The sequence below is a fragment of the Actinophytocola sp. genome (genome assembly GCF_035712165.1).
Lineage (GTDB): Bacteria > Actinomycetota > Actinomycetes > Mycobacteriales > Pseudonocardiaceae > DASYTH01.
This window is the reverse complement of record NZ_DASTBH010000569.1, coordinates 17,690-30,314: the sequence shown is the minus strand read 5'-3', so window position 1 is coordinate 30,314 and position 12,625 is coordinate 17,690. Positions and strand designations below refer to the sequence as shown.

The 12,625-nt window shown below is 71.8% G+C and carries 13 protein-coding genes; 2 read left to right on the top strand and 11 right to left on the bottom strand.

The annotated features are described in order from the left end of the window. Position 1: 1 nt before the first annotated feature. The 11 genes from VFO68_RS33160 to VFO68_RS33110 all read right to left on the bottom strand — a co-directional run bounded on the left by VFO68_RS33160 (position 2) and on the right by VFO68_RS33110 (position 9,705). Complete coding sequence (locus tag VFO68_RS33160) at positions 2 to 793, bottom strand: class I SAM-dependent methyltransferase (protein WP_325162385.1); 792 nt, start codon at positions 791 to 793, stop codon at positions 2 to 4. Beyond that, positions 790 to 1,539 carry a class I SAM-dependent methyltransferase gene (locus tag VFO68_RS33155; RefSeq protein WP_325162384.1) on the bottom strand — a complete coding sequence of 250 codons (750 nt, stop codon included), beginning with the start codon at positions 1,537 to 1,539 and terminating at the stop codon, positions 790 to 792. Before VFO68_RS33155 ends, VFO68_RS33160 begins: the two co-directional genes overlap by 4 nt. A gap of 16 nt (positions 1,540 to 1,555) precedes the next feature. Continuing rightward, entirely contained in the window at positions 1,556 to 2,323 is a 768-nt protein-coding gene (locus tag VFO68_RS33150) for a class I SAM-dependent DNA methyltransferase (protein WP_325162383.1), read from the bottom strand. Continuing rightward, complete coding sequence (locus VFO68_RS33145; RefSeq protein WP_325162382.1) at positions 2,320 to 2,979, bottom strand: hypothetical protein; 660 nt, start codon at positions 2,977 to 2,979, stop codon at positions 2,320 to 2,322. The genes VFO68_RS33150 and VFO68_RS33145 overlap by 4 nt, the downstream gene beginning before the upstream one ends. After that, positions 2,976 to 4,202 (bottom strand): nucleotide disphospho-sugar-binding domain-containing protein, encoded by a 1,227-nt coding sequence (locus VFO68_RS33140; protein WP_325162381.1) that lies wholly within the window; start codon positions 4,200 to 4,202, stop codon positions 2,976 to 2,978. Before VFO68_RS33140 ends, VFO68_RS33145 begins: the two co-directional genes overlap by 4 nt. A 2-nt stretch (positions 4,203 to 4,204) precedes the next feature. Beyond that, positions 4,205 to 5,452 (bottom strand): nucleotide disphospho-sugar-binding domain-containing protein, encoded by a 1,248-nt coding sequence (locus VFO68_RS33135; RefSeq protein ID WP_325162380.1) that lies wholly within the window; start codon positions 5,450 to 5,452, stop codon positions 4,205 to 4,207. A gap of 21 nt (positions 5,453 to 5,473) precedes the next feature. Next, the gene (locus VFO68_RS33130) at positions 5,474 to 6,595 is read right to left on the bottom strand and encodes a DegT/DnrJ/EryC1/StrS family aminotransferase (protein WP_325162379.1); all 1,122 of its coding nucleotides are present in this window, start codon (positions 6,593 to 6,595) and stop codon (positions 5,474 to 5,476) included. Next, positions 6,592 to 7,716: an LLM class flavin-dependent oxidoreductase gene (locus tag VFO68_RS33125; RefSeq protein WP_325162378.1), complete on the bottom strand. Its 1,125-nt coding sequence runs from the start codon at positions 7,714 to 7,716 to the stop codon at positions 6,592 to 6,594. The genes VFO68_RS33130 and VFO68_RS33125 overlap by 4 nt, the downstream gene beginning before the upstream one ends. Positions 7,717 to 7,744: 28 nt before the next feature. Then, a complete protein-coding gene (locus VFO68_RS33120) occupies positions 7,745 to 8,158 on the bottom strand; it encodes a hypothetical protein (RefSeq protein ID WP_325162377.1) in 414 nt (137 codons plus the stop codon). A 9-nt stretch (positions 8,159 to 8,167) separates the two neighbouring features. After that, a complete protein-coding gene (locus VFO68_RS33115) occupies positions 8,168 to 8,581 on the bottom strand; it encodes a hypothetical protein (protein WP_325162376.1) in 414 nt (137 codons plus the stop codon). A 410-nt stretch (positions 8,582 to 8,991) separates the two neighbouring features. Then, the gene (locus VFO68_RS33110) at positions 8,992 to 9,705 is read right to left on the bottom strand and encodes a nitroreductase (protein ID WP_325162375.1); all 714 of its coding nucleotides are present in this window, start codon (positions 9,703 to 9,705) and stop codon (positions 8,992 to 8,994) included. A gap of 20 nt (positions 9,706 to 9,725) precedes the next feature. Here VFO68_RS33110 and VFO68_RS33105 point away from each other — a divergent pair, with 20 nt between their 5' ends. Both VFO68_RS33105 and VFO68_RS33100 read left to right on the top strand, forming a co-directional pair. Then, positions 9,726 to 11,246: a type I 3-dehydroquinate dehydratase gene (locus VFO68_RS33105; RefSeq protein ID WP_325162374.1), complete on the top strand. Its 1,521-nt coding sequence runs from the start codon at positions 9,726 to 9,728 to the stop codon at positions 11,244 to 11,246. Next, entirely contained in the window at positions 11,243 to 12,439 is a 1,197-nt protein-coding gene (locus tag VFO68_RS33100; RefSeq protein WP_325162373.1) for an acyl-CoA dehydrogenase family protein, read from the top strand. The genes VFO68_RS33105 and VFO68_RS33100 overlap by 4 nt, the downstream gene beginning before the upstream one ends. Positions 12,440 to 12,625: the final 186 nt, after the last annotated feature.

The window sequence follows — 12,625 nt, the reverse complement described above, 5'->3', positions numbered from 1 at the left end:
GTCACCTCTTCCGCGCCGACACCAGCCGAAGCCACGGCTGGCTCGGGTTGTTGGCGTCACCGGACAGTGGTTCGTAGCCGACCAGCTCCAGCCCGGCCCGTTCCAGCAGCAGCCGCAGCTCCGGCCGGGAGAAGTACCGGATCAGGTGGGTCTCCTCGACGTGGTCGAGCACCCGCGCCCCGTCGATCTGCCACATGTGCATGACGATCTCGATGACCTGCTCCCGCTCGTTGACCGAGGTGTTGTGCCCGAACAGCAACGGCAGCGGCCCGTCCCGCAGCAGCGAGCCGCCGCTGAGCGGGGTGGGCGCCCGCAGCACCGCCGCGGCGTCCTCGACGTCGAAGACCACCAGCCCGTCCGGGGCGACCTGGCGGGCCATCGCGGCCAGCGCCTCGATCACCCGCGCGCTGGTGACGAAGTAGCCCAGCAGCGAGTACATCATGATCACGAGATCGAACCGGCGGTCGAAGGTCACGTCGAACAGGTCGCCCTCGACCACCGAGGCCCGTTGGCCGAACCGGGCCAGCCGGGTGCCGGCCCGCCGGGCCATCGCCGCCGACCGGTCCACCCCCACCACCTCGTACCCGGCCGCGGCCAGCAGTTCGAGGTGCCGGCCGGTGCCACAGCCCAGATCCAGCACGGACCCGGCCGGCCGCACGCCCGCGGTCGCGGTGAGCTGGTCCACCTCGGCCCGATAGTCCTTGCGCCGGTGGAAGATGTCGAAGTAGCGGGCGTGCAGCGGCCCGAACAGGTCCGCGTGCAACGGCTCGACCACCTCGGTGTCGTATCTCACGCCCGCACCTCCACATAGATGGTCTCGTCGTTGCGCCGCTCGTCGTCCAGCCCGGCGACGTCCGGCCGGGCCCCCTGCTGGAACGCGCACACCCGCATGGCCGACGGGGTGAAGCCCGCGCGGCCGAGCACGTAGCGCAGCTCGTCGGCGTCGTAGATCCAGCGGTGGTCCCAGAAGTAGAAGATGTGGTTGACCATGAAGGCGAGCCGGTCGGGCATGGCGGGCGTGCCGCGGGCGCGCAGCCGTTCCCGGTACCCGGCGAAGAACCCGCCGCCGGCCAGGTAGCTTTCGATGTAGCGCCGAAGGTCCGGGGTGGTCAGCCGGAGCAGGCCGCCCGGGGCCAGGATCCGCCGCACCTCGGTCAGCCACGCGATGGCGCCCAGCAGCGGGACATGCTCGATGAGATGCTCGGAGTACGCCCAGTCGACACAGTCGCCGGCGAACGGAAGCGGCTGGCACACGTCCAGCCGGACGAAGTAGGTCGAGCCGTCCACCCGCACCAGCCGGCCCAGCTCCGTCTCCGTCACGCCGTCGGTCAACGGCCGGAGGTCGACGTTGAGGCAGCCCGGCGCCCGGCGCTGCAACGAGCCGAACTGGACCCCGGACAATCCCAGCCCGGCCAGGCAGTCGCGGTCGAACGGCGGCGCGACGTCGACCGGCTCGATCCGTTCACAGCGCAACGGCCCGGTGGTCAGCACCGGACCCGCCTCCCACGACCACGCGGGCGAACCGGCGGCGGTACTCATCGCGCCTCCCCTCCGGTCACGGGCGTCTCGCCCAGAACAGCCGGGACAACTGCCGCGCCTGCGGCCCGCCGGCCAGTGGTTCGCTGCCCAGCGGCTCGAACCCCGCGGTGTGCAGGATCAGCTCGACCTCCCTGGGCAGGAAGTAGCGCACCGGATGGGTCTCCGCCGCGGTGGCGACCACCCGGTCACCGTCGAACATCCACATCCGCAGGCCGATCTCGTAGACCTGCTCGGCCGGGCGCAACACCGGCTCGGACACCCGCAGGAACTGCGTCGTGCCGTCCTCGACGACGCGCAGGCTCGTCGACACCCCGTCGCGGAGCAGCACCGAGCCGTCCACGACGTCGAAGGCCAGCAGGCCGCCCGGGCGCAGGTGCCGGTGCAGCACGGCCAGGGTGGTGAACAGGTCCTCGTCGCTGACGTGGTAGCTGAGCACCCAGGACATCATGATCGCGGCGTCGAAGGCGCGGGCCAGCCGCAGCGTCGCCACGTCCGACTCGAGCACCGTCGCCGCGACGCCGGAGCCCGCCAGCCGTTCGCCGGCCACCGCGACCATCGCCGGCGACCGGTCGATCCCGACGACCTCGAGGCCGTGCCGGGCCAGCAGTTCGAGATGACCGCCGGTGCCGCAGCCGATGTCGAGCACCGAGCCCACCCCGGCGCCCGCCGCGGCGAAGATCCGGGTGAGCTGCTCGACCTCGGCCGGCAAGCTCCGGGCGCTGAACCACCGGTCGTACCAGGCGGCGTGCAGCCGCCCGAACGTCGCCGAGTCCACGGCCGTCATGCCTTCCTCGCCCAGGCCAGCCGCAGCCAGGCCGGGTCCGGCTGCCCGGCCAGCGGTGCGGTGCCGGCCAGCTCGAACCCGCTCACCGACAGCAGGAACGCGAGCTCGCGCGGCAGGAAGTAGCGGACGTCCCGGACCACGATGCTCCGGTCCACGACCCGATCCTCGGCCAGCCGCCAGGTCCGCACGGTCAGCCGGTAGACCTGCTCGTCGGTGTCCACCTCGTCGGCATAGCCGATCATCCGCCGGCCGTCCGGACCGGCGAGCTCCCGCAGGCCACGCCCGGGCAGCCGGGCGCCCAGCACGGTCTGGCCGTCGACCAGGTCGAGCAGCATCAGCCCGCCGGGCCGCAGGCAGCCCGCGTACCCGGCGAGGGCCGTGAGCATCCGGTCGTTGGCGACCAGCCCGCCCAGCGCCGAACCCAGCACCAGCGCGGCATCGAAGGTGCGCCCGGCCGGCGGGTCGGGATCGGCGGCGGTGACCCGGAACCCGGCCTGCGCCAGGGGCGCCAGGTAGCGGTGGGTCTCCGGGCCGAACCCGACCACCGATCCGGCCGGGCCCTCCGCCGCGAGCACCGCCAGCAGCTGGTCCACTTCGGACCGAAGGTCGGCGCCGCGGGCCAGCCGGTCGTGGCCGTGCTCGCCGGGACCGGTCACGACGGGCCGTCCGGGGCCAGCCGGGCCAGTGCCGGCACGACCTCGGCCGGCGCCGGCTGCCGCTCGATCTCCTGGCGCAGCCTGCGGGCCGCCGCCCGGTAGCCGTCCTCGCGCAGCAGCCGCCCGACCGCGTCCCGGATCACCTGGGCGCGGGCCGGGTCCTGGCGAAGTTCCTGGTAGCGCAGGTGAATGCCGGCGCCGACGGCGGCCAGCCGGCCCGGCGCCATCTCCGCGTCGGGCTTGCGGCTGATCGCCAGCTGCGGGACACCGGCCGAGGCGGCGGTCAGCGTCGTGCCGTCGCCGCCCTGCTGGACCAGCACGTCACAGTGCGGCAGCACCAGGTGCAGCGGCACCGACGCGGCCGCGTGCACACCGCCGCGCAGCTCGGCGCCGAGCAGCTCCAGCTGGGCCGGGGTGGTGATCACGACGATCTCCACGTCCATCCCGGACAGCGCGCCGATCGCGTCCCGGAACGGATGGGTGGCCGCGTCGCCGATCGTCGCCGCGGTGTGGCCCCAGGTGACGCACACCCGGGGGCGGTAGCGCGGCCGCAGCAGCCAGGCCGGCAGCTGGCCGGCGCCGTTGTACGGGACGTAGCGAACGGCCAGCCGGCCGGGATCATGCTCCAGCCGCATGCTCGGCGGGGTGGGGTCCACGGTGGCCGCCGCGGTGAGCCGGGCACGCATCCCCCGGTCCTGGAACAGCCGCACGTACTCCGGCAGCGGCGCGCCGGTCGCGTCCAGTTCGGTGCGCGGCACGGTGGCGGTGCCGAACAGGTGCCGCACCCCCGGCACCCCGAGCTGCTCGGCCACGACCGGCCCGGCGAACGCCTCGGCGTCGTAGACCACCAGGTCCGGCCGCCAGCGCCGGCCGAACGCGGTCAGCTCGTCCACCATGGCCTCGGCGATGCGGATCATGCGCCGCCCGATGAACTCCTGGTAGGCCCGCTGCTCCTCGCTGAGCACCGACAGGTCGCCGGTCCAGCCGGCCGGCAGCGGATCCTGCTGGTAGATCTTCCTGATCGTCTCGGCGCGCTCCTCCTCCGTCCACTCCGGAGTGCGGCTGATCTCCACCACCGGCAGGCCGGTGTGCATCAGCGCGTCCAGAATCCGGGCCTGGCTGGCGATCCGCACCTCGTGCCCGGCGCTCCGGAACGCCCAGGCGAGCGGCACCATCGGAAACAGGTGCGGCATCCCGCCGTGGCAGGTGAACAGCACACGCACGGCTACCCCCTTCGGTCCCGGGCCAGCGCCGCCAGCTCGCCGGCCAGCGTGGCCGGCGGCGGTTGGGTGTCGATCTCCGCCCGCAGCCGGGCGGCCGCCGCGGCGTACCCCGGGTCGGTGAGCACCTTCTCGGCAGCGGCGCGGATCGTCTCGCGCGCGTCCGGCTGCCCCTCCAGCTCCTGGTACCGCAGGTGAATGCCGACGCCCGCGGCGGCCAGCCGGCCCCCGGTGAGGGCCGGGTCGGGTTTGCGGGTGATCGCCAGCTGCGCGGTCCCGGCCGCGGCCGCGGTCAGCGCGGTGCCGTCGCCGGCCTGGTGCACGATCAGCGCGCAGTACGGCAGCAACAGATGCAGCGGGACCGACTCGACCGCGCGCACCCGCGGCGGCAGCCCGCCGAGCAGTTGGCGGATCACCTCGAGCTGGTGGGCCGTGGTGGTGAGGATGACCTCGACGTCCAGCTCGCACAACGCCTCGATGGCCCGCTGGAACGGTTCGAGCGTGGCCGGACCGAGCCGGCGGGTCACCCGGTCCAGGGAAAGGCCCGAGGTGACACAGATCCGGGTGCGCCCGGTGTCCGGTCGCAACCACGGCGGGGCCACCCCGGGTCCGTTGTAGGGCACGTAGCGAACCCCGCGCCACGGCGCCGGCACCGGGAGCCGCAGGGTCGGCGGCGACGGGTCGACGGTCAGCGTGGGCGGCATCCGGACCCGCAGGCCGCGGCTTTCGAACAACGCGGCGTACTCGGGGATCGGGTCACCGCGACCGACCCGGGTCTCCATCGGCCGCAGGCCGACCCCGGTGAGGAACCGGATGTTCGGCACACCGGTCGCGGCGGCGGCGACCGCGCCGGCGAACGCGGCGACGTCGTGCACCACCAGGTCGGGCCGCCAGAACCGGGCGTAGCCGACCAGATCGTCGGCCAGGTACTCGGCGAAGGCCGCCGATCGCCTGCCGAGCAGTTCGAGCACGGTGCGGTGCCCGTCGTCGAGCCGGTCGGTGTGCAGCGGCCAGTCCGGGGGGAACTCGCGGTGCGCGAGCACGGCGAGCGTGTCGGCGTCGTCCCGGCTGGTCGGCGGCGGTAGCCGGGGTCCGACCGGGACCGCGGTGAGTCCGGTGTGGACGATCGCGGGCACCGAGGCCGGGCTGGCGGCGATCCGCACCTCGTGCCCGCCGGCCCGCATCGCCCAGGCAAGCGGGACCAGCGGGTAGAGGTGTTGCGCATCCGGATGGCAGTTGAACAGCACGCGCATCTGGCCCGGCCCCTCCGATCGTCAGCCGGCGAGTGCCGGGGTTCGCGCGATCATCCGCAGCGTGTCGGCGATCCGCGCGATCTGCGACTCGCGCAACCCACCCCAGAACGGCAGGCAGACGATGCGCCTGGCCGCCTCGTCGGCCCGCGGCGCCGGTCCGGCGGCCGCCAGCCTGGCGATCCGGTACCGCCCGCCGAAGTACGCCCGGGCATGGATTCCACGTGGTTGCAGGGCATCGCAGAGCCGTTCGGCGTCCACCGGCGCGTCCGGGGCGAGCCGCACCGCCAGCGCCGCCACGTTCGGGCCGGCGCCCGGCCGGAAGGCACAGAGCCGCAACCAGTCGATGCCGGCGAGCGCCTGGCGGTAGAGCGCGCGAACGGCCCGGCGGCGGGTGATCTCGGCCGGCGCCTCGGCGAGCACCGCCGCGCCGACCGCCGCGTGCAGTTCGCTCATCCGTCCGTTCGTGCCGGCACTCAGCGCGCCGCCCGGGCCGGTGCCGAAGTTGCGCAGCCGGCGCACGGCCGCGGCGACCTCGCGGGTGTTGCCGACCACCGCCCCGCCCTCGATGGCGTGGGTCAGTTTGGTGGCGTGCAGGCTCAGGGTCGCGACGTCGCCATAGGACAGCAGCGGCCGGCCCTGGTAGTACACACCCCAGCCGGGTGCGGCGTCGCACACCAGCGGGACACCGGCCGAGGCCGCGACCGCCTGCAGCGCCGTGACATCCGCCGGGCAGCCGAACGTGTGCACCGGCAGGATCGCGCAGGTGCGCGACGTGACCGCGGCGGCGACGGCGTCCGGGTCGGCGGTCAGGTAGGTGTCCTCGATGTCCACGGCGACGGGGGTGGCGCCGGCCCGCAGCACCGCCTGGGCGACCGCGGGGAAGGCAGCCGCCGGCACGATCACCTCACCCCGCAGACCCAGCGCCGCGCAGGCGAGTTGGATGGCGACGGTGCCGCTGCCGGTCACCGCCACATCGGCGCGGCCGATTCCCGCCGACAGCAACGCTTCCAGCCGGCGCACCCGCGGACCGTCGTTGGTGAGCACCTGGCTCTCGATCACCTCACCGAGTGCCGGCCCCAACGTCTGCCATGCGGGCAGCAGTGGCCGGACGACGACGATGGGATCATCGTGCGGAGCGGTCATCGGCCGTCCCGGGCGCGTCCGCCTGCGGCGGCCAAGGGCTCGTGCTCCTCCCGCTCCCGGATCCTGGGCAGGATCTCGGTGCCGAACAGGGTCAACATCTGCAGATCGGGCCGGCCCTGGAAGAGGAACTGGCGCACGCCGATCCGCCGGTACTCGAAGATGGCGTCGACGATCTCGGGCACACCGCCGATCAACGAGATGGACATCGGGCCCATGTACGGCACCAGGCCGGACCACAGGAAGGGCGTGATCCAGTTGGACCGCTCGGCGAGCCGGAACATCGTGGTGAAGCCCTGGGACTCGGTGGTCATCGCCCGCCACTGCGCCACCGCGGCCTTGCCGGCCTCGCCCGCGCCCTCGACCAGTTCGGAGGCCAGCGACACGGCCCCGTCGAGGGTCGGCGCCGCCAGCAGGTTGCAGATGACCGCGACGTCGATGCCGGCGGACAGGGCGGGCTCGATCTTCGGCGCCAGTTCGTCCGGTGGTTCGATCAGGCTGATCGTGCAGTCGGCGTGCTTGATCGCGAGCTTCCTGGCCAGGTCGGAACTGCCGCCGATGTAGACATACGGTCGGCGGCGGTCCGGCGCGATGAACTCCTGGTTCACCCGGGCGCCTTCCACCCGCAGGTACTTTCCCTCGAAGTTGACCGGGAACTCGCGCCGCCACAGGGCATGGCAGATCGTCCAGAACTCGTCGGTGATCTGGTAGCGCTCGTCGTGGCTGGAGAAGTCGCCGTAGTACCGCAACTCCGCCGAGCCCTGGCCGGAGACCACGTTGATCGAGACCCGGCCGTTGGTGAACGCGGAGATGGTGTTGATCTGCTGGACGAAGTGGGTGGGCGAGATGACCGACGGCCGGGAGGCGGTCATGAACGTGACGCGTTCGGTGGCCAGCCCGAACGCCGTGGCCACCACGGTGGGGTCGGCCCGCTGGAAACCGATCGGCAGCAGCAGCGAGTCGATGCCGAAACCCTCGGCCCGCCGGCAGAACTCACGCTGCGAGTCCAGGTCGGCGACCGGGTTGAGGTCGTTGCGGAACACGGCTCCCCGGCGCCGGTCCTGGATCCCGTTGGCCGGCAGGCTCCAGTGGAAGCGCATTCGGTCGGTGCTGTCAGGGGGCATGGTTCGCTCCGGAGAGTCGGCCGCCGCATCATGGGCAGTAGAAGTGGTCCCGGTGGAAGTAGTTGGCCCGCCCGCTGCCGTCGGCGAAGGTGGTGTACGCGTCGACCACGAGGAGACGTTTGTTGAGGTAGCCGGCCAGCAGGAGATGAGCGAAACGGAGGTCGAAGCAGGCCGTGAAGGCGACCGCCTCGTGGTCGTCGACACCGCCGGCGAACGCCGCGCCGGGCACCTCGCCCCAGTCGATCGGACCGGTCGGGCAGGCGCCGAACGCGCGCACGACCGGCGTGCCCTCCCACTCGTCGATCTCCATTCGGTGGATGCCCGTCGCGTGCTTGTCGTAGTTGAGCCACTCCCCGCACAGCGGCAACGGATCGACCGGCCGGACCGGACCGTTATCGGCCAGCGGCACGTCCCAGGCCCGGGTCATCAGCATGTCGGCCATTCGCGCACCTCACCGGTGGAAGAACTCACGGCTGAAATAGTTCGAGCGGCCACTGGAGTCGGTAAAGGTGTTGAACGTGTCCAGCACCAGAATTCCCTGCTTGGCGTACGCGGCCAGAATTGTGACGAGAAAGCCGAAGTCGTACACCGCGCTGAAGGCCATGGCGTCCGCCGCGGTCACGGCCGCCCCGTACGCGGTTGCTTCGATTTCACCCCAATCGTACGGTTCGCCCGAATCAGCCCCGTATGCCCGAACGAACAGCGTCTCACCCCGCTGGCGCAGCTCCAGCCGAACCACGCCCAGGGCCTGTTTGTCGGTCGCGAACCAGGTTCCGACCAGCGCCGACGAACCAAGCGCGCCGCCCGGCGGCCGCGCCTGCTCGGGGAGTTGGTCCTCGGCCCGGACGTAGTCGAGTGCTTTCACCCAGGTACCTCCACGACGGATTCCCGGGCCGCGCCGGATCGGCTCGGGTATTGCGAAGCGGGTCGCCGGCTCATTCCCGGCACGCCCCGAGCGGCTTCGCTACCGAAGGTAGGCCACCGTTCGACCGCTCGGACATGGCGCGTTCTTCCTAGGCCGACAGCGTGCCCCTAGGTACTTTTGACAGACAAGCCGTACGGGACATGGGGTAACGTAAAAGTGACGGCATGGTAAGACGCGGCCAACGGCATGCCGGCCCCACCACAACTGCATATCCTCGCGTGTGCGTGACTGGGTGAGCACGTGCCGCGCGTTTCCTGCTCCCGATTTCCCCTGCAAGTCGGAGGAGAAATACAATGACGCGCGCACGTCAGCCCGACCCTGGCATGCCCGTAAGACCTCGCCCGAGCGGCTCACCGGGCGGCGCTCGCCTCCGGCGCGCCGCGATCGTGCCACTGCACGAAGTCGGTCAACTCGGCCCGGCGCGGATGGAAGCGGTTGACCGACGCCGAGTAGTCCGGGTATCCGACCGCGAGACCGCAGACCACGAGCCGGTCCGCCCCCAACCCGAGTTCCGCGCGGATGGTGTCGGCATAGCCGGCCACGCTGTACTGCGGGCAGCTTCCGAGTCCACATGCGACCAGGCCGAGCATCACGTTCTGCAGGAAGAAACCCATCTCGAGGAACAGCCCCGGCGGAGCGTCCGCGGGCAGATGGAAGATCATCTCCGTGGGGGCGCCGTAGAACTCGTAGTTGTCCCGCAGGTGCGACCGCCGCGCGGCCGAGTCGGTGCGCTCGATTCCCTTGGCCCGCAACACTCCGGCTCCGGCCTCCCGGGCCCTTGCCTCGGTCGCCGCGTCCGGCGCCACCGGGCGGTTGAGATAGTCCGGGCTGGGCGGCACGCCGCGGTCGAAGTCCGCGACCAGCCGTCGGGCCAGTTCGTCGCGCCGCCGGCCGGAGACGACCGCGACCTGCCACGGCTGACCGTTTCGAGTGGACGGTGCGTGCGCGGCGGCGAGCAGCACCCGCTCGATGAGCTCCCGGCGGACCGGCTGCTTGAGAAACGCCCGCTTGCTGTGCCGGGCGCCGAGCACCGAGGCGAATCCGGTCCACAGGAAGGCATCCATACCAAGCGATTGTCGTCGAGATGAGAACATTGTCCAGACCCGTTTCGGTCAAGAACGACGTGCCGGCCCGAACCTGCTCCATTGTGGCTACGCTGACCACCTCGGTGTGGACCCAGCGGCAGGAGCTGCGCGCTTTACGTGGCACGGCAAGCGGTCTGGAGATCCGCGCGGATCTCACCGGCGACCTCGACCCGGACATGCTGCGCCGGAGCACCGACACCGCCCTGGTCTACTGCCTGCGCAGCAGCCAGTACGGCGGCGCGTTCGCGGGCGGCCAGGATGACCGCGAACGCCGCCTGCTGGCCGCGGCGCGGAGCTACGACCTGGTCGAGCTCGAGTTCGACCGGGACCTCACTCCGGAGCTGCTGGCCGCGATCCCGCCGCAGCGCAGGCGGATCTGCTGGTACGGCCCGGGCCGGACCGACCTGACGGCCCTGTTCGGCCGGATGGCCGCGACCCCGGCCCAGCTGTACCTGCTGGCGCCGGAGGCCGAAACCGTCGAACAGGCGATGGCGCCGCTGCACCTGCTCCGCGGTCTCGGCCGGTCCGACGTGACCGCGTTCGCCACCGGCGAGCTGGGTGGGTGCAGCCGGTTGCTGGCGCCCTGGCTCGGCGCGCCCGTGGTGTACGGCGGTCTCGGTCACAGCGGGGCGCACGGGCTGCTGACCGTGCGGCGGCTGTTGCGCGACTACCCGTTTCCGGAGCTGCCCCGGCTGGACAAGCTGTTCGGCATCGTCGACCGGCGGGTCGGTGAGTCGCACTCACCGCGCCTGCACAACGCCGCGTACCGGGAGCTCGGCCTGTCGGCGTTGTTCCTCCCCTTGCACGCCAACGAGTTCACCGACTCGTGGCGGGCGACGTGTGCGGAGTTCGAGCGGCTGGGCCTGCCGTTCGACGGCGCGACCGTCGTCGCGCCGTACAAGGAGGAGGCACTCTGGCTCGCCGACTCGGTCAGCGCCGAGGCGGCCAGCAGCGGCGCGGCCAACCTGCTGGTCCGCACCGGCGGCGGCTGGCGCGCGTACACCACGGACCCGATCGGGGTGGTGGGTTCGCTGCGGGCGGCCGGTGTCCGGGCCGGCGGCCGCAAGGTCGCCGTCGTGGGCTGCGGTGGCGCCGGCCGGGGCGCCATCTCCGGCCTACTCCGCGCCGGCGCCGATCCCGTTGTGGTGAACCGGAGTCCAGCCCGCGGCCAGTACGCGGCCGACCTGCTCGGGGTGGACTTCGTTTCGCTGGAGGAGTTCGCGCCGGAGGACTACTCGCTGATCGTGCACGCCACGCCGGTTCGTGGCGAACCGCCGTTCTCGGTCGACCGGGCGCGCGGCAATGCCGTGCTCGTGGACCTCGCCTACGGCCCGGAACCGACCAGCCTGGTCGCCGCCGCACGCCGCAGACGGCTTCGCGTGGTCGACGGATGGCAGGTGCTGGCGGTCGAGGTGGCTCGGCAGTTCCGCCTCATGACCGGTCGCACCTATCCCCCGGCCATCGCCAACCGCGACGACGGCCCGCCGCCGGCCATAAACCACAGGGAGTTCGCCAGATGACCATCACCAACGTCGACTGCCAGCAGCTCGAGGCGACGCTGGCCGCCGACCTGACGGTGCTGACCGACCGGTTCGCCCAGCGCGCGGCCGAGTACGACCGCACCGCCACCTTCCCGGCGCAGGACTTCGAGGACCTGTTCACCGGCGGTCTGCTCGCGCCGACCGTGCCGCGCAGCCACGGCGGGCTCGGACTCGGCCCGCTGCACGGCCGGACCCACGCCCTGTGGCTGATGACCAAACAACTCGCGGGCGCGGACCTGTCCCTCGGCCGGTGCTGGGAAGGCCACACCAACTCCCTGGTCCTCATCGACGCGCTGGGCACCGACGCGCAGAAGGCGAGATGGTTCGACGGGGTGGTGCGCCGGGGCGAGAAATGGGTGGCCTGGAGCGGCGAACCGCGCGCCCCCAAACCGGGCGAGCAGCAACGCTTCGGCACCACCGTGCAGCGCGTCGGCGGCGGCTGGGTCGTCAACGGCAGCAAGGTGTTCGCCACCAGCGCGGTGGGGGCGGACTGGGCCATCCTGCTGGTCGACCCGGCCGGCCCGGGCGGCGCCCGCAACGCGAGGTCCGACTCCGGCGTGCTGATGCTCGCCTGCGAACTGGCCGACCCGTCGGTGTCGGTGGACACCTCGTGGTGGGATCCCATCGGCATGCGGGCCACCGCGAGCCATCTCGTTCGGTTCGAGAACACCTACATCCCGGACACGCAACGGATCGGCGAGCCGGGCGCCTACCTGCGCCAGGAATGGCAGACCGTGTTCATCCCGCACTACGCCGCGAGCTTCCTCGGCGCGGCGGAGGCCGCCTACCGCTACGCGCTCGACTACCTGTTGCGCCAGCACAAGACCACCGATCCGTATGTGCAGCAACGAGTGGGCGCGATGGCGGTCGACGTGGAGACCGGCCAGCTGTGGCTCAAGCACGTCGCGGACCTGTGGGACTCGGGCCGCAAGCGGGAGGCCAGGATCGCCGGGTCCCGGGCCCGGCACCTGGTGGAGCATCTGGCACTGGACACCGTGGACCAGTGTGTCCGGGCCTGCGGCGCGCGCAGCCTGGTCCGGCCGAGCCCGGTGGAACGAATCCACCGAGACCTCACGTTCTACGTGCGGCACGACAATGATGACCACATTCTCGCAACGATTGGTCGGGCCGCGCTCGGCGAACCTTACGATGCGTCTTTCTACAAGCCATGAACACTTGGGTAAACATCGGCTACTAGGGAGAACTCACTATTCCAGAAGTTGATCGTCGGCTGCCATATTTCCTGGTACGGCCGGCGCACGTACAAACCGATTAGTACGAAAAAAAATCGCCGCGTACACGGCGGACGGCAACAAACTCGGCGACAATGGAATTTGCCCAGGTCAGGACCGGACGCG

Excerpts from the sequence above, each read along its gene's own strand:
- VFO68_RS33155 (WP_325162384.1), bottom strand. The coding sequence starts at position 1,539 with ATGAGTACCGCCGCCGGTTCGCCCGCGTGGTCGTGGGAGGCGGGTCCG.
- VFO68_RS33150 (WP_325162383.1), bottom strand. The coding sequence starts at position 2,323 with ATGACGGCCGTGGACTCGGCGACGTTCGGGCGGCTGCACGCCGCCTGG.
- VFO68_RS33135 (WP_325162380.1), bottom strand. The coding sequence starts at position 5,452 with ATGCGCGTGCTGTTCAACTGCCATCCGGATGCGCAACACCTCTACCCG.
- VFO68_RS33130 (WP_325162379.1), bottom strand. The coding sequence starts at position 6,595 with ATGACCGCTCCGCACGATGATCCCATCGTCGTCGTCCGGCCACTGCTG.
- VFO68_RS33125 (WP_325162378.1), bottom strand. The coding sequence starts at position 7,716 with ATGCCCCCTGACAGCACCGACCGAATGCGCTTCCACTGGAGCCTGCCG.
- VFO68_RS33120 (WP_325162377.1), bottom strand. The coding sequence starts at position 8,158 with ATGGCCGACATGCTGATGACCCGGGCCTGGGACGTGCCGCTGGCCGAT.
- VFO68_RS33110 (WP_325162375.1), bottom strand. The coding sequence starts at position 9,705 with ATGGATGCCTTCCTGTGGACCGGATTCGCCTCGGTGCTCGGCGCCCGG.
- VFO68_RS33105 (WP_325162374.1), top strand. The coding sequence starts at position 9,726 with ATGAGAACATTGTCCAGACCCGTTTCGGTCAAGAACGACGTGCCGGCC.
- VFO68_RS33100 (WP_325162373.1), top strand. The coding sequence starts at position 11,243 with ATGACCATCACCAACGTCGACTGCCAGCAGCTCGAGGCGACGCTGGCC.